Origin of the sequence: Helicobacter apodemus, from assembly GCF_003097575.1 — a bacterium.
Taxonomy (GTDB): domain Bacteria; phylum Campylobacterota; class Campylobacteria; order Campylobacterales; family Helicobacteraceae; genus Helicobacter_D; species Helicobacter_D apodemus.
The window spans coordinates 1,138,515-1,154,836 of sequence record NZ_CP021886.1; the positions used below are offsets into that span (position 1 = coordinate 1,138,515).

Here is a 16,322-nt window from a genome sequence, read left to right on the forward strand (position 1 = left end):
AGGAATTTAATGAAAACAATCAATAATCCAACCCTAAGTAAAAAAAGCATTGAGGTCGCACAAAGAATCCTATCCAAAAATGACAAAGAAGCCCTAAAGCTTCGTGAGTTTTACAATGATAATGGGATTTTCACCATTAATCTTATGAGTTCCCCTGGAAGTGGCAAAACAACCCTGTTAGAAAATCTTGCGAAATACCATCTACTAGATTTTAGTGTAGTAGAGGGGGATTTGCAAACTAATCGCGATGCAGAGCGTCTAGCAAAATATGGAATTAATGCCTACCAAATCACTACAGGAGATGCTTGCCATTTAGAAGCCTCTATGGTTAGAGAAGCTTTAGAAAATCTCCAAAAAACTGCCTCTTTAAAGGAATTTTTGTTTATTGAAAATGTCGGCAATCTCGTCTGTCCTGCAAGCTATAATTTAGGTGCTAATATGAATATTGTCCTACTCTCTACACCAGAGGGGGATGATAAAGTGCTAAAATACCCCACAATGTTTTTGTGTGCAGATGCAGTAATTATCTCAAAATCTGATTTAATGGAAGTTTTTAACTTTAAAGTTACACAAGTCAAAGAAGATTTAGATAGACTCAAAAAAGATATTCCACTTTTTTTGCTTTCTAATGAAGAAAAAACTCTTAAAATACTTAGTAATTTCTTAAAAGAAAATAAGGAGAAAAATTATGTGTCTAGCCATACCTTCTAAAGTTATTTCTATTGATAAAGCTACTAATACCGCAACCCTTGATACTTTAGGCGTGCAAAGAGAGGCAAGTTTAGATTTAATGAATGAGGAAATAAACATCGGTGATTATGTGCTTTTACATATTGGTTATGTAATGGGTAAGATTGATGAGGAACAAGCCAAACTCTCTTTAGAAACTTATGAGGAAATTATAAAAGCCATAGAAGAGGAGGAGAGAGAGTTACAAGAGGCTAATAAAACTACTTAAAAATCTATCCCATAAATCAAAAAAGGCTAAAGAGAACTATCTACAAATAATATGTTACGATATATCACCTAGAACTTTACTAGGCTACTTTCTTGCTATCAAGATTAATATTTACACATTAAATAAATCATTGAATGCTTCACTCATCGTTGGGTGTGTATAGATTTGATCTCTTAATATTTCATAAGAAAGATGGGAATCCATAGCTAACTTAATGAGATTGATCATCTCATAAGACTCTTCACAAAAGAGTGCTGCACCTAAAATCTCATTGGTCTTTGCATTAATAATAACCTTTAGCAGTCCTTGAGGTTTTTCAAGAACAATAGCTTTTGGAATCATCGCAGCTGGGAGTTTTGCTACCTTTATTTCATAGCCTACTTTAATTGCTTCTTTTTCACTTAGTCCCACCTTAGAAAAGGGTGGGTCAATAAATACGCTAGAGGGCAATGCCTTGCGTTTTGTGCGATTATAGCCTGTATTACACATATTACTTACAATAATACGATAATCATCAAGCGAAACATAAGTAAATTGTGCACCACCATTCACATCACCTAAGGCATAAATATGGCTCACATTGCTTTGAAGTTTATCATTAACGATAACTGCACCCCTTATATCAAGCTCTACTCCAGCTTTATCACAGCAAAGACTTTGTGTATTTGGCTCTCTACCTGTAGCACTAAGAATCGCATCCGCTTCAAGCCTTAAGGATTGTCTATTGCGCTTAATACTAAGAATACTTATATCCCCTTTATCTTCTATCTCTACAAATTCCACACCACAGAGGATTTCAATACCCTTTTGCTGAAAACTCTCATAAATAGATTCTGCAATATCTTTATCTTCTTTCTCAAGAAAGTCTCCTTTCTCTGTAAAAGTGTTACCTTTGAACCAAAATTTGCATATATCACAGCAAATTCTAAGGCGATAAAGCCTCCACCGATGATAAGTAAATGCTTAGGCAAAATGGACTATTCATCAATGTTTTGCTTGTAAAGATATGTTTGCTCTGTGTAATACCCTTAATATTAGGGATTATGTCTTTTGCACCAGTATTAATGAAAATTTGTTCACTTTCAATGAATATCTCCTCATTTTCTCCTTGCATAGTAAGCTTTACAATCGTATCACTATGAAACTCTCCTTTGGCATTAAAGATTGTAACATTGGAAAGATTATTAAGCTTATCATAGTTTTTTTGCCTCAAGGTTGTGGTTAGATTTTGCTCCTCTTGCACCGCCTTTGCATAAAAAGTTTGCTTTTCTACAAAATTTGCATCCTTAGGGCTTAAAAGAGCATTTTTTACGAGTGATTTTGATGGCAAACATCCTATATTAATACAAGTCCCACCATACATTATTAGAATCTTGCTCAATTAAAGCAACTTTTTTCCATTGCTTGCTAAATATCCTGCTAATGTTTTTCCACCTTTACCAAAACTAATAATAATCGCATCAAATTTTTGCATAGTTTATCCTTTAAAACATCATAATAAAAAGATATAGCTTTTGCAGTATATTATACTCTAAAAACACCAAATAAGGCAGAGATCTATATTTTTAACAAAATTTTCCACGCATTCAAGAGGCTATCAAGGTTATACCTTGCATTGGCTGGGCTAGTTGAAGGCAAAGAAAATATCACTATCTTGTGCCTAAATTTTTGTGGAGTTAAGGGTGTAAGGGTTTTATAATGGGAGTGGGAATGTAGTGTTAGTGGTAAGTTTTGATTCTTACAATATTGCTTAAATAACATTGTCGCTTTTGTGCCATTTAAGCAAATAGCTTGAATCTTGCTTGAATGCAACAAGGTAAAAATATCATTAAACACAATATTTTTTAGACTAGAATCACTAGAGCCTTTAATCTCGCATGATTTCACCATATCCCATAACACAAGTAAATGGGATTTAAGAAACTCTATTTTAGTAACCATAGACTGCATAGACAAGGGGATATTTTGCTTATAACCTATTGCACTATACAAGGTAGTGTTTTGCTCTGAAAGAATAGCTTGGGGGGTAATAGAAGCTGGTGCAATATCTCCATCTTTAAACAACAGCTCTAGCACTCTCCAAAAACGATTTTGTGGGTGTGCATAATAAAATCCTACATCTCTTGAAACAATAGAGGGAAAAGATCCAAGAATAAGGATTTTAGAATCTTTAGTTAAACCGCTAGGAGCAAAGGGATGAGTAGGCATTTTTATCCTTATATGTATGAATATAACTTAGAGCAAATATAGATTTTGTGGTGGATTTTACACAATCTTTCAAACTCCTAAACTTATATTTGAAGTGCTTTGCGTATTGAAATAATACAAAAACACTTTAATTTCCTCACCATATCACACCAAGCACCTGCCATTTTACCAAAAATATTTAATCCTGCACCCTATCTTATGCATTACCTTTCAATCTTTAAAACCTTAATATTTATAAAATATTTTATATTCCTACTCTATCTGCTCCTTAGCCAAAAAATCAATAAACACCTTAGCATAAGAAGCAAAATTCTAGTATTTTGATAAAGAATTTTGCTTTAGTCTATTTGTCTCCTCTTGCAAAGATTTTGCCTTTTCTCTACGATGATTAATTGCATTGACCATTTTTATTGAATCTCTAGGAGAGGGATTTTAAAGTTTAAAAAATTACTTTCATTTATTGATGGCATAATTGCTCCACTTGTCAATCTTATAAGCAATTCTTGTAATATTTTAGTTTTTACTAAAAACATCAAAAAGGTTTTTAAAATCTTTTGTTGTTTTTCTAAATAACGAAAAATCCTGTAAAGGCAATTAAATTTTCTTTATCACTTTCAACAAACGCTATAAGCTTTCTATGATTTATATTAACTTTATCACCCAATCTGACCAACTAATAACCTCCCACCTTTGCACACAAGTTGCCTTTCTAACAGAATATTTCTTATATGCAAACTTATATTTTGTTTTGAGGTGTCAAAGCAAAGTTTCTTTAGATGTAATCCTGCGAAGGTAAAAAGTTTTGCCATAGCATCTTGTGCTAAAAATACACTTTCACCTAACTCATAGAGTTCAATCTTGACCTTTTTGTCTTGCGTGGTGTAGAGGAGGAGATTTGGCATATTAATCATATCTTGAAAAACTTACAAATATTATCTATGTATGTGTTTCCATTTAAATCCATTCTTATTGTTCTAAATTCTAAATAATTCTTATCTGCACCAAAAGTTGAATTTTTTTGTGAAGTTGAGGCAGGATAAATATAAATATTTTTACTATTTTCTATTGAAATTTCGAAATCTTTAGGATTAAAATGCTCTAAATAGTTTTTATACAAATATTCAAAAAATATTTTAGAGCTGTTGATTTGTTTTAAAGCTTTTTCACGATTTTTTTGACTATTACTTGATTTTATTTCACAAAAAAATATATGCAAACCTTTATTTTTGCATATCAAAACAATAAAATCGCAACTATCCACCCTAGCTTTATTCTCAAAAAGTTTCTCAATAGGTCGGCAATTCTTATGTTTAATGTCTTGCTGTATAATTAAAATATCATCGGTGTTTCCTTTATTAAAACATATATCTTTAATCACGCTTGACTCTTCTTGTTCGCTAACACATAAACACCCATTTTTGTTTTTTGCCCTTAAGCTATGATGAATAGAATTTTTAAAGTTAGAGAGACTTTTATTTGTCATTACTATCCCCTTTGCTTCTCATAGCTTCCTCAAAAATCAATCCTTGATTTTCATTTTGTAAATCAATAGACTCATCAAAGGTTTCCATAAAAATACCTTGTTCTTGCGTGATTTTTACCGCCCTTAAAGTGTTTTTGTTCTTAATATTTTCTGCCAAATATGCTTTCACTTTTTTAGATTCTAAACCATATTCCTTGCTATATCCTTGTCTTTTTAATTTTTGGATTTGATTGCTTGAAAGATTCTTTAGCATAATGCAATTACTCAATTCCCGCACAATATAATCACTATGTGTGGTAATAAATACTTTAACCCCTGCATTGACAAGCAAGACAAGCAATCTTGCGACAAGAATCTGATTTTTGGGGTGTAAATTCAGCTCAGGTTCATCTATCATTAGAATATCGCCAACTTGTGCCCTATGCAAAACATAATAATTAAGCATTAAAAGGGAGCGCACCGAACTAGAAGCCCTTTGCACTAAAAACTTTCCTTTTGTAATTCTTTGTTTTGCACCCGGGGCAAACTCTATCCCCTCTGGGCTAACAATATATTTTCCACCCACAACTTGATAAAGCAATTCTATAATTTCTTTATGCAAGGCATTTTCTTTTTCGCCCTTTTTAATAAAGCTTGTTTGTTTAGCCACCTCATCAAGCTCACGCACAAAATAAATATTATCCTTTACAGGCTTTGGGTAGCGAGAATATCTCGCGTTTAATACATTAAACACTGTTTCCTCTATATTTTTTCCATTTGCCCTTGAAATTTTCTCAACAATTTCATTTTTATTCACATCTAACTCTCTTTGAAACATTGTCGCACCTGTGCGTTCAGCACTTAAAATAAATGCGTAAGGATAAAAACCTACAACAATATAACGAAATAAAGTTGATACAAAAATTTGCTTTCTTATACCAATATCTTTTTGCATTTTTTCATTAAAACGATTTTTGCTTTTTTTATAATCAAACAAAAAATATTCTCTAGTCGCTTCCAATAATTCAAAATGCAAAGAATAAGAAAAATAATCAAATACCTTTTCTCGTATTTCTGCACTTTCTACCTGTTCTATGTATGAAATCATTTCTTCCACAATATCTATATGAAACTCACTATTATTAAAATCTTCTTCTTTACCCGCCAAAATTTCAGCTAAGCTATTCTTATATGCCATATTTAATGTTTTAAATAATTCACTAACAATATTTTTCATTATATCAGAGGAGATTTTCATTACACATTCATCTTCTATTGCAATATTATTTAAAAGCTTTTGCGTTATGTTTTCAATAAGGTTTAAAATAATATATCCTGTATCATTATTAATAAAATCCAAATACCCATATAGACTATAAGTCGCATAGGTTTTGCCTGTATTGTTTTCACCACAAATAAGCGTCAAATCCCCCACTTCAAATTCTGCTTCATCAAGCATTCCGATATTTTTAATATGAATTTTCATTTTTTATCCTTTCTACTCCCACCATATTAGATTTTTAAGTTTTGGGTATTTATTTTTTAACATTAATTAAACTCATCTATTTTGCTTAATTCCAATAAATTTTGATTGTATTTTATTAGTTTTTGTTGTAATCCTACCTTATACTTAATAAGGGTTAGGAATAAAGGCTAGAATCACAAGTATTAATAAGGAGTTTATTCCTTATCCCGCTAGAACAAAGGCTTGCAAAAACAAAATAAGACTAATAAATTTTATTATGGGTAAATTATTTGAGGTAGATTTTAAGCTTTTAGCGATAGAATTAGAAAAATATTTTAAATACAAGGTGAATTTATGAAAAAAGAATTTCTTTTTACTTCCGAATCTGTTACAGAAGGACATCCTGATAAAATGGCAGATCAAGTTAGTGATGCGATTTTAGATTATATTATAGAACGTGACCCAAAAGCTAGAGTAGCGTGTGAGACTTTATTATCTAATGGATATTGTGTGATTGCAGGAGAGCTAAAAACACATACTTATGCGCCAATGCAAGATATTGCTAGAAAAGTGATTAGGGAGATAGGATATATTGATGCGCGTTATGGTTTTGATTATCATAGTGCAGGTGTATTAAATGGAGTTGGCGAACAAAGTCCTGATATTAATCAAGGTGTTGATAGAGAAGATGGGGAAATTGGTGCGGGAGATCAAGGCTTAATGTTTGGTTATGCGTGCAAAGAAACAGATGTTTTAATGCCTCTACCTATTTATCTCTCCCATAGAATCACAGAAAACTTAGCAAAGGCTAGAAAAGATGGAACTTTGCCCTTTTTGCGTCCTGATGGTAAGTCCCAAGTAACTATTAAGTATGTTGATGGGATTCCAGCAGGGATTGATACGATTGTTGTTTCTACACAACATAGCCCAGAGACTTCACAAGACACATTAAGGAGTGCAGTTATTGAAGAGGTTGTCAAAAAATCTTTGCCCCAGCAATTTGCTAAAGATAATATCCGTTATTTTGTCAATCCAACAGGAAAATTCGTTATAGGGGGACCACAAGGTGATGCAGGTTTAACAGGCAGGAAGATCATTGTTGATACTTATGGCGGAAGTTGTCCGCACGGGGGAGGGGCTTTTAGCGGAAAAGATCCAAGCAAAGTTGATAGGAGTGGAGCTTATGCAATGCGTTATGTAGCAAAGAATCTTGTAGCAAGTGGTATTTGCGATAGGGCAACTATTCAAATTGCCTATGCCATAGGTGTTGTAGAGCCTGTTTCTATTTTAGTTAATACGCACGGAAGCGGCAAGGTTGAAGATTCTAAAATTGAAAAATGTGTTAAAGAGCTATTCCAGCTCACACCTAGAGGTATTATAGAATCCCTTAATCTCCTCCGCCCTATTTATCAAAAAACTGCAAGCTATGGACATTTTGGTAGAGAACTTCCAGAATTTACTTGGGAAAAAACTGATAAAGTAGAGGCTATTAAAGATTATTTCAAACTTTAAGGGTATATTTTAAACGCAAAGGATTAATCATAAGACCCATTTCTTTATAGAAAAAGATGTCTTGGGGGTATATTTCTTGCAAGGGGCAGAAAGTAATTATAAGGAAGCAAGAGATTCTAGAAATTTTAGATAAATATCTAACCTTTTTAGCCACAAAAGGAACTTAAAAATCCTTGTGTGTCTCCTATACAATCTGCTCTTTTTAAAAACAATAAACTTTATTTTTGCATTATTCAAGGAATCTACAAACCTATACAAAATTTCAATACTATAGAATTTAGTCTCGATGATAACCAATGAATTAAAGGTTTCCAAATTTGATAAGGATTTAAGCATTAAAGGAATAATGTTTGAAAAATATCTTGTTATAAAAAATATAGATTCCTAAATAGGATAATTTTGGGGTTTTATTTAGAGGGAGTGAATAAAGATACAAGATTTTAATGGTAGAGAAGATTATAAAGAGCTATTAAATAACATTAAATCTTATATAATCTTTTAAGTTAAACTACTCTTTTTTTAAGCCCAACCAAAAGGCATATTTTGGTTATAATCCCATCAATAATAATCATAGAATGGAGTTTTTATGGAAACAAATATTGTTACACGATTTGCCCCATCTCCTACGGGATATTTACATATTGGAGGCTTGAGAACAGCACTTTTTAATTATCTTTATGCAAGGGCTAATGGCGGAAAATTTCTCTTACGCATTGAGGATACCGATAAAGCTAGGAATTCTAATGAAGCTAAAGAGGCTATTTTGAGGGCTTTTAATTGGGTGGGTTTAGATTATGATGGAGAGGTTATTTACCAAAGCGAACGTTTTTTGATTTACCAGCATTACATTGAATTACTCTTAAAAGAGGGAAAAGCTTATTATTGCTATATGAGCAAAGAGGAATTAGAGGATTTAAGGGAATCCCAAAAGGCTAGAAGTGAAACCCCACGTTATGATAATCGCTACCGCAATTTTCAAGGAACTCCACCAGAGGGAATAAAGCCTGTTGTGAGGATTAAAGCACCCTTAGAGGGTGAAATTAGCTTTGAGGATGGGGTAAAGGGTAGAATATCTATTAATGCTAAAGAAATTGATGATTTTATTATCGCAAGAAGTGATGGAAGCCCTACTTATAACTTTGTCGTCGCTATTGATGATTCTTTAATGGGGGTTACCGATATTATTAGAGGAGATGATCATTTAAGCAATACTCCCAAACAAATCCTTATTTACCAAGCACTTAATTTTAAGATTCCTAAATTTTTTCATGTGCCAATGATTTTAAACCCACAAGGGCATAAACTTAGCAAAAGAGATGGGGCAATGAATGTTATGGAATACCAAAGTATGGGCTATCTCCCCCAAGCCTTGTTAAACTTCCTCATTCGTTTAGGTTGGAGCTATGGAGACCAAGAAGTCTTTAGCAAAGAAGAAATGCTTAAACTCTTTAATCCTAAAGACCTAAACACCGCTCCATCAGCGTATAATCAAGAAAAGCTTTTATGGCTTAATAGCTACTATCTTAAAAATCTCACAAATGACAATATTAATGCCCTACTCCCCCTCTATAATGAAAAAATCCCTTCCCAAAAAGCACAAGATATGCTTTATACAGAGTTAAAAGAGCGTTCTAAAACCCTACAAGAATTTGTCGCTCTTTTAAGAGAGTGCCTCTTGCCAATAAGTGTTTATGATGAAAAAATGAAAAATAAGTTACAAACTTCTGAAAATATACATTTGCTAAAAGAACTCATTATTTATTTTAAAGCCATAAAAAAACCTATAGATTCTACAAAAGCAGCGGAGATAGAACTTGAATCTTTTGCAAGTTTTCAAGGCATTAAACCTAAAAGTTTTTTTATGCTCTTGCGTTTTGCACTCTTAGGAAAAAGTGGAGGGGTTAGTATTGCACCCTTACTTGCTGTTTTAGAAAAAGAGGAAATTTTAATGCGTCTTAAAAATGCCTTAGCTATTCTTGACATTACTTAAAACGTTTTCTTAAAGACTTCTAAATTTTTATCCCTTTAAGATAAATTACTTGCACCTGAGTCAATAAGCTTGGTTATTTTGATAAAAGGCAATCATAGCATATTAACAAAAACTTCATTGCTAAAGACAAGTTTAGATTTAGCAATTCTTGATGAGAACACATCCAAACACTTATAAGAATTGACAAAGATTCTAACTCCACTTGAGTTTTGATAAAATTATGTCGTTTAAATATTTTGACAAACTCCTTAAATGATAAACTTAAAACAACAAATATTATTATCAAGGACAAACTTCCTTTAAGGATACAGAAGAGTTTTAAAAATAATCCCGCAAAATTTCTTTAGCAAAAAGGTTTTACAATGCATTTTAGGGATAAATGGGTAAGCAAACTGAGGTTTCAAATAGAAATTACACCTAATTATCTACAAAATACAGATTTATTTTTTTTAAAAAAACACTCCTTAAAAATTAAAGTATAAATAGCCGATGAACCCTTTAATGCCAATATCTACTAACAATTGTTTTGATAAAGGTTTAGCACTCTCCTAATTAATGCTAGTTTTTGGGAAGCTAAAAACAGGTAAAACTTTTCTTTAATAAAGCAAGCATTATTAGGCACATACAGAGGGTAAAGCCAGAAAAATACATAAGGAAAAGCAATCAAGAATATGGTGAGAGAACAAGGATATTTAAAATAAAGAAAACAAGCAAAATGGCAAACATTAATAAAGTATAGTATATTCTTTGATAAGAAAAATTTCAAGAACACAAAAATTTAAGTTGAGGCATCAAGTTATTAAAGCGACCAATCTTTAAATATTCCTGTTTTACAAAGCAAAGGATTTAATAAAGCTCTCTTTAGAAGTTTTAGACAGAGCTAATAGACTTTAAGCAAAACTTACAATCCTAACAAAAGCTTTACCATATTCATTCAAAAGAATATTTTTTATCTCATTACACAATAAAATTACTTTGTTATTAGAAATCACCCCCATAAAGCAGTATGCTTTAGCAGAATGGTGTATCCTTTAATTATAATTTTAAAATCTAAACACTTTTAGAGATTTTACTTTAAACCATACTATATTAACTGCCTAAGTAATAAAGTTTTAAGCTTAAAAATACATAATCTAAGGCTTTGTCAATTTAAGTATGCATAACAAAATAGCATAATTAAGTAAAATCCTTATACCAAATCAAGATCTAAGCTTCAATTTAACAAGAATACAAATAAATTTTTCAAGGTTTAGGGAGTAATAAAGAAAAAAGATGGTTTAAATTTATTTTTAATTTTAGTTTTATTTACTTTGGAGTATCATTCAGATATTGATATTTTTTATCAACAAATTATTTTTATAAAAGGATTATTGACTATGTTAGTAACTAAAAAAGCTCCAAATTTTAAGGCCCCTGCTGTTTTAGCAGATAATCAAATTGTTAATGATTTTGAACTTTCAAGAAATCTTGGCAGAAACGGTGCGATTGTATTCTTTTGGCCAAAAGACTTTACTTTTGTATGCCCTTCTGAAATTATTGCTATGGATAAAAGAGTAGTAGCGTTTAATGAAAAAGGATTTAATGTAATTGGTGTCTCTATTGATTCAGATGTGGTGCATTTTGCTTGGAAAAATACTCCTGTTAATCAAGGTGGGATTGGTAATGTTCAATTCCCTATGGTTTCTGATATTACTAAACAAATTTCACGTGATTATGAAGTATTAATTGACGAAGCTGTTGCATTAAGAGGTTCATTCCTAATTGATAAAAATCAAATTGTTCGCCACGCTGTTATTAATGATTTACCACTTGGCAGAAATATGGATGAAATGATAAGAATGTGTGACGCTTTACTTTTCTTTGAAGAGCATGGTGAAGTTTGTCCTGCTGGTTGGAATAAAGGTGATAAAGGTATGAAAGCAACAACTGAAGGTGTAAAAGAATATCTCTCACAAAATGCTAATAACCTTTAATCAAAAAGGGGAGGCTCTCCCCTTTTTGATTTCGCATCTCCTTAGAAAATTTTGCTTTAATCAATTTAACCTTTTATCGTAAGTTTGCTAATTTTGGGTTAGATGATTCTTAATTTGGTATTTTTAATCCGGAAAATAATTATATTCACCTAACATTAAGAAATACAAGAATATTGTTTTATTGCTTCTTAACTTGATTCATTCAAACTATTTATTGACTTAAAATACATCTTTTTAGAATTTCAAAATTTACCGCGCAGAGTTAAAAACCTTTCATTTTTGATAAACATTTCTAGATTAATCTTAGAGATAACTATCTTTACATAATATTTGTTTTATTGTTATCTTAAAGCTTAAAAGTCGTAAGTTTTCTTTTTAAAACGCTTAAGAGAGCATTTATATTCATTAGTATAGAATAATAAATATTATAATAGTAACAAAAAGTATCCATGTAAGAACAATAAGGAGACACATAATTTATGAAAATGCGATCATTAACTACAAAAATATCAGGTTTAGCTATTATTACCTTTGTAATCATCATACTATTACTAAATTTTATGTATTACAAAAGTTCAGCACGTATTGTTGAAGATCTTTATCACACTATACAAAAAAGTGTTTTAGAAGCTTCTTATACAACTATAAATATCACTATGAATATTGAGGCTAAACAGCATTTAGAATTTGCAGCTAATATGCTCTCTAAAGTCAATAAAGACGATATTGTTTCACAAAGAGAAATTCTAAGCTACACATCACAAATTGTAAAATATGCAGATATTTTTATAGCCTATGAAAATGGAAATTATCTTGATGAAGCCTATCCTGAAGAACCAAAAATAACTTTTAGTAACAATTGGGATATTCCAGAGATAGATATGAGAATGCGTCCTTGGTATCAAGAAGCAAAAAATGCTGGCAAATTTATTGTTACTTCTGCTTATATTTCACAAGCTGGAGCACTAAAAGGAAAAGAAGTCGCAACTGCAGCATTACCTATTTATGAAAATGGCAAATTTATTGGCGTCATTGCAGTAGATATTGTTATTACGGATTTTCAAAAAAGATTTGAAAACTTTGTAACTGCTGAATTACCTAGTCTTTCGGTATTTATTACCGATAATAATGGAGAAATTATCTCCCATAAAGACCAAAGCTTAGTTTTAGATAATAAAAGAATTGAAGCAGAAGATGCAATACGTGATGCTGTTAAAAAGTCTAGAACTGGAGTTGCAGAATATACCAATTTAGGCTTCTTAAAAACGGTGTATTATGCACAAATGCCATTTGGATGGATAATTGGAGTTTCTGCAAATCAAGATGACTATATTCGGGGCGTACAATCTGCTGTTATTAAAAATACAATAATTGCTCTTATTTTACTAGCCATTGGCATATCAGTGCTATTTTTAATCATTAGAGGCTTCCTCAAACCTATCTCTAGTATCCAAAAGGGATTATTTTCTTTCTTTTCTTATATTAATTACGAAACTAAACAACCCCTTAGTGCTATTAAAATCTCTTCTAACGACGAATTTGGTCAAATGGCAGTAGCCATTAATGAAAATATTCAAAAAACCCAAAAAGGCTTAGAACAAGATACAAAAGCTGTAGAACAATCTGTAGCCACTGCTAAAGAAATAGAAGCAGGAAATCTTACAGCAAGAATTACAGAAACTCCTCATAATCCTCAATTAGTAGAATTAAAAAATGTTTTGAACCAAATGTTAGAAACTTTACAATCTAAAGTAGGTTCTAATATGAATGAAATTAATAGGGTTTTTGAATCTTATAAATCCCTAGACTTTACAACAGAGATTCCTAATGCTAGAGGAAGTGTAGAAGTAACAACTAATACTTTAGGGCAAGAGATTAAAGCTATGCTTCAAACAAGTGCTACTTCTGCTAAGAGCTTAGGGGAACAATCTAATGCTTTACAAGAAGCTATGAAGCGATTAACAGAAGGCTCTCATACCCAAGCTAATTCTTTAGAAGAATCCGCTACTGCTATTGAAGAAATCTCTAGCTCTATGCAAAATGTTAGTGATAAGACAGGAGAGGTTACAAGACAAGCAGAGGATATTAAAAATATCGTAAGTGTGATTAAAGATATTGCCGATCAAACTAATCTCTTAGCATTAAATGCAGCTATTGAAGCAGCAAGAGCAGGAGAACACGGAAGAGGCTTTGCAGTTGTTGCAGATGAAGTTAGAAAATTAGCAGAGAGAACAGGAAAGTCTTTAAATGAGATTGAAGCTAATGTTAATGTCTTAGTGCAAGGTATTAATGATATGAGTGAATCTATTAAAGAACAAACAGAGGGTATTTCACAAATTAATGAAGCTATTAATCAATTAGAGGGTGTTACACAAAATAATGTAGAGATTGTTAATGATACCAATAGTGTTACACAAAATGTTAATGCTATAGCTCAAGAGATATTAGAAGATGTTAATAAGAAGAAGTTTTAGGGAAACTTCTTCTTTATTGGCTTAACTGCAATTTTCAAGCATTTTCTAAGCACTCTATTTCTTTGACCATTACTACTTTTATTTTGATTAATAAAACTTTCTTTTTATCTCTCAAATCACTGCTTTAAGCACTAGAAATTTTTATTTGTTATTATGTGTTTAGATAGGGAAGTTCTCAAAGAGACTCAAATTATCCAAACATAAGGGTTTATAACAATTAAACCTCTCCATAGCCATAAGTATTAGCGATAAAGTCAATATCTTTATCCCCTCTTCCACTAAGATTAATAAGGATTTTTTTCCCTTTAAGATTTGGGGCTATCTTTAGAGCATAAGCTAAAGCGTGGCTAGATTCAATAGCAGGAATGATACCCTCTTTTTTGCTTAAGAGATAAAATGCAGCAATGGCTTCTTTATCTGAAATTGTTGCTACTTTAGTGCGTCCAATACTATACAAATAAGCGTGTTCTGGTCCAACACTCGGGTAATCTAATCCACTTGCGATACTATAAACAGATGCTGGCTCTCCCTTAGAATCTTTTAACATAATTGAATTAAACCCGTGCATAACACCTTCTTCTCCATAGCTCAAAGTTGCTGCATTCTCTCCTAATTTTTCACCTCTCCCCAAAGGCTCTACCGCTACTAACTCTACACTATCATCAATAAATCCACTAAAAATCCCCATAGCATTACTGCCGCCCCCAACACAAGCTATAACTATATCTGGCAACTCTCCTGTCATTTCAAGGAATTGCTCTTTAGATTCTATCCCTACAATACTTTGAAAATCTCGGACAATCTTAGGAAAGGGATGAGGACCAACTACAGAGCCAATAGCATACATCGCATTATGAGGATCTTTTAGATAAGATTGAAAGGCAGAATCTACCGCCTCTTTTAAGGTTTTTGCTCCAAAGCTTACAGGAATAACCTTAGCCCCTAAGATTTTCATACGCACTACATTTGGATGCTCTTTAGCAATATCCACCTCTCCCATATGAATCTCACATTCTAACCCAAAATAAGCTGCTGCTGTAGCTAATGCCACTCCGTGCTGTCCAGCCCCTGTTTCTGCAATTAATTTCTTTTTTCCCATAAATTTTGCTAAAAGTGCTTCACCCATACAATGATTAAGCTTATGTGCTCCTGTGTGGTTTAAATCTTCTCTCTTTAAATAAATTCCAGCCCCTTTATATTCCCTTGTTAAATTATGTGCAAAATAAATCGGAGTAGGACGCCCTTGAAAATGTTTTCTAATTTTTCGTAATTCCGCGATAAAATCACTATTTTGCGCGATAAGATTATAAGCTGCATCGATCTCTTGCATTGCTTTTTGAATACTCTCTGGGACAAAACTTCCACCAAATTTTCCAAAATACCCTTCTTCATTAGGGAATTGCTTTAAATAAAATTGTTTCATTGGTATCCTTTATTCATAAGTTTTGGGTTTTAATTTCATCATCCAACCACTAGACCAACCCACTAATACTAATATATAAAAAGCCTTACGCACTTCAAAATAAGATTGTGCATCCATAAAACTATGATTAGTAATCATCATAGTAACAAATACAACCAACAACAAAAATAAATTAAAATGCTCATAAGAATCCAAAAGATTCTTGCGTATAACGACAATATAAATAAAGACTAAAAGTCCTAAGACCAAAAATATTAGCTCTATATAGCCTATAATTCCATTTTTGAAAAAAGGAGAAATGCTAAAACCAAAAATCCCACCAATAATAACATTAAAATTTGGTTGCATTAACTCGATAATTCTTCCTATTATCTTACTTTTATCAAAATGTAAATTGAAAAAATATACCACACAAGGAATAAGAACAAATAAACCATAAAAGAGATAATCGGCAATCATAATAAGGAGTTGTTTATCAAAGATACCCTCCTTAGTGAATTTTGAAGCGTCCTCTAAAGAAAAAAAGTCTAAATATACTCTCTCTTGTATAAAAAATTGATAATAAAGCAATGTAACAAAAACCAACAATATACTAGCGATACAAAGACTATAGACTTTTGAAATATAACTTGTATAAACCCTAACAAAATGAAAAAGACTAACTAAAATTCCTGCTAATAATAAAATAATTGCGATTATAAAATACACTCCATAAGGCTGTGTTATTAAGCGAAACATTTGTTTAAAATCTTCTACAAAGCCTGAAAGCAGAAGCATTAGAATAGTAAAAAGTGCTAACACAAAATATAAAGAAGAAAATACCAAATGGGGAAGCATATTTTTTTTCATCATTTAAC

General features: G+C 31.7%; 13 protein-coding genes and 1 pseudogene. 6 read left to right on the plus strand and 8 right to left on the minus strand.

Annotation, left to right across the window (positions count from 1 at the left end; genetic code table 11):
• Nucleotides 1-9 precede the first annotated feature (9 nt).
• On the plus strand, nucleotides 10-711 hold the full coding sequence (hypB, locus tag CDV25_RS05585; RefSeq protein ID WP_204161833.1) for a hydrogenase nickel incorporation protein HypB: 702 nt from the start codon (nucleotides 10-12) through the stop codon (nucleotides 709-711).
• Nucleotides 689-958, plus strand: a complete 270-nt coding sequence (locus CDV25_RS05590; protein ID WP_108911114.1) for a HypC/HybG/HupF family hydrogenase formation chaperone — start codon at nucleotides 689-691, stop codon at nucleotides 956-958. Before hypB ends, CDV25_RS05590 begins: the two co-directional genes overlap by 23 nt.
• Before the next feature lie 111 nt (nucleotides 959-1,069).
• Here CDV25_RS05590 and CDV25_RS10930 read toward each other — a convergent pair whose 3' ends face one another.
• From CDV25_RS10930 to CDV25_RS05615, 6 genes and pseudogenes are all read right to left on the minus strand, one after another.
• Nucleotides 1,070-1,447 carry an oxidoreductase dimerization domain-containing protein gene (locus CDV25_RS10930; RefSeq protein ID WP_432805894.1) on the minus strand — a complete coding sequence of 126 codons (378 nt, stop codon included), beginning with the start codon at nucleotides 1,445-1,447 and terminating at the stop codon, nucleotides 1,070-1,072.
• 93 nt (nucleotides 1,448-1,540) lie between these two features.
• Nucleotides 1,541-1,875 (minus strand): annotated as a pseudogene (locus CDV25_RS10935) (FAD-dependent oxidoreductase); the annotation flags it as partial.
• Between the two features lie 8 nt (nucleotides 1,876-1,883).
• Nucleotides 1,884-2,339: an FAD-dependent oxidoreductase gene (locus CDV25_RS10580; protein ID WP_239056318.1), complete on the minus strand. Its 456-nt coding sequence runs from the start codon at nucleotides 2,337-2,339 to the stop codon at nucleotides 1,884-1,886.
• A 176-nt stretch (nucleotides 2,340-2,515) separates the two neighbouring features.
• Nucleotides 2,516-3,166, minus strand: coding sequence for a uracil-DNA glycosylase family protein (locus CDV25_RS05600; protein ID WP_108911115.1), 651 nt, complete (start codon nucleotides 3,164-3,166; stop codon nucleotides 2,516-2,518).
• 907 nt (nucleotides 3,167-4,073) lie between these two features.
• Entirely contained in the window at nucleotides 4,074-4,649 is a 576-nt protein-coding gene (locus tag CDV25_RS05610) for a hypothetical protein (protein ID WP_108911116.1), read from the minus strand.
• Nucleotides 4,639-6,114 carry an AAA family ATPase gene (locus tag CDV25_RS05615; protein WP_108911117.1) on the minus strand — a complete coding sequence of 492 codons (1,476 nt, stop codon included), beginning with the start codon at nucleotides 6,112-6,114 and terminating at the stop codon, nucleotides 4,639-4,641. Before CDV25_RS05615 ends, CDV25_RS05610 begins: the two co-directional genes overlap by 11 nt.
• 333 nt (nucleotides 6,115-6,447) lie before the next feature.
• On the opposite strand from CDV25_RS05615, the gene metK reads away from it, so the two are divergent.
• The 4 genes from metK (at nucleotide 6,448) to CDV25_RS05640 (ending at nucleotide 14,042) form a co-directional block, all read left to right on the plus strand.
• On the plus strand, nucleotides 6,448-7,605 hold the full coding sequence (metK, locus tag CDV25_RS05620) for a methionine adenosyltransferase (RefSeq protein ID WP_034553672.1): 1,158 nt from the start codon (nucleotides 6,448-6,450) through the stop codon (nucleotides 7,603-7,605).
• Nucleotides 7,606-8,191: 586 nt separating this feature from the next.
• Nucleotides 8,192-9,595, plus strand: a complete 1,404-nt coding sequence (gene gltX / locus CDV25_RS05630; RefSeq protein ID WP_108911118.1) for a glutamate--tRNA ligase — start codon at nucleotides 8,192-8,194, stop codon at nucleotides 9,593-9,595.
• A 1,376-nt stretch (nucleotides 9,596-10,971) separates the two neighbouring features.
• The gene (locus tag CDV25_RS05635) at nucleotides 10,972-11,568 is read left to right on the plus strand and encodes a peroxiredoxin (protein WP_108911119.1); all 597 of its coding nucleotides are present in this window, start codon (nucleotides 10,972-10,974) and stop codon (nucleotides 11,566-11,568) included.
• A 479-nt stretch (nucleotides 11,569-12,047) separates the two neighbouring features.
• Nucleotides 12,048-14,042: a methyl-accepting chemotaxis protein gene (locus tag CDV25_RS05640; protein WP_204161834.1), complete on the plus strand. Its 1,995-nt coding sequence runs from the start codon at nucleotides 12,048-12,050 to the stop codon at nucleotides 14,040-14,042.
• Between the two features lie 217 nt (nucleotides 14,043-14,259).
• Here the strand turns inward: CDV25_RS05640 and trpB are convergent, their stop codons facing one another.
• Nucleotides 14,260-15,465: a tryptophan synthase subunit beta gene (gene trpB / locus CDV25_RS05645; protein ID WP_108911120.1), complete on the minus strand. Its 1,206-nt coding sequence runs from the start codon at nucleotides 15,463-15,465 to the stop codon at nucleotides 14,260-14,262.
• 9 nt (nucleotides 15,466-15,474) lie between these two features.
• Entirely contained in the window at nucleotides 15,475-16,314 is an 840-nt protein-coding gene (locus CDV25_RS05650; protein WP_108911121.1) for an LTA synthase family protein, read from the minus strand.
• Nucleotides 16,315-16,322 lie beyond the last annotated feature (8 nt).

Coding starts and splice junctions, on each gene's coding strand:
- hypB (WP_204161833.1), top strand. CDS start 10: ATGAAAACAATCAATAATCCAACCCTAAGTAAAAAAAGCATTGAGGTC.
- CDV25_RS05590 (WP_108911114.1), top strand. CDS start 689: ATGTGTCTAGCCATACCTTCTAAAGTTATTTCTATTGATAAAGCTACT.
- CDV25_RS10930 (WP_432805894.1), bottom strand. CDS start 1,447: ATGTGTAATACAGGCTATAATCGCACAAAACGCAAGGCATTGCCCTCT.
- CDV25_RS05600 (WP_108911115.1), bottom strand. CDS start 3,166: ATGCCTACTCATCCCTTTGCTCCTAGCGGTTTAACTAAAGATTCTAAA.
- CDV25_RS05610 (WP_108911116.1), bottom strand. CDS start 4,649: ATGACAAATAAAAGTCTCTCTAACTTTAAAAATTCTATTCATCATAGC.
- CDV25_RS05615 (WP_108911117.1), bottom strand. CDS start 6,114: ATGAAAATTCATATTAAAAATATCGGAATGCTTGATGAAGCAGAATTT.
- metK (WP_034553672.1), top strand. CDS start 6,448: ATGAAAAAAGAATTTCTTTTTACTTCCGAATCTGTTACAGAAGGACAT.
- gltX (WP_108911118.1), top strand. CDS start 8,192: ATGGAAACAAATATTGTTACACGATTTGCCCCATCTCCTACGGGATAT.
- CDV25_RS05635 (WP_108911119.1), top strand. CDS start 10,972: ATGTTAGTAACTAAAAAAGCTCCAAATTTTAAGGCCCCTGCTGTTTTA.
- CDV25_RS05640 (WP_204161834.1), top strand. CDS start 12,048: ATGAAAATGCGATCATTAACTACAAAAATATCAGGTTTAGCTATTATT.
- trpB (WP_108911120.1), bottom strand. CDS start 15,465: ATGAAACAATTTTATTTAAAGCAATTCCCTAATGAAGAAGGGTATTTT.
- CDV25_RS05650 (WP_108911121.1), bottom strand. CDS start 16,314: ATGAAAAAAAATATGCTTCCCCATTTGGTATTTTCTTCTTTATATTTT.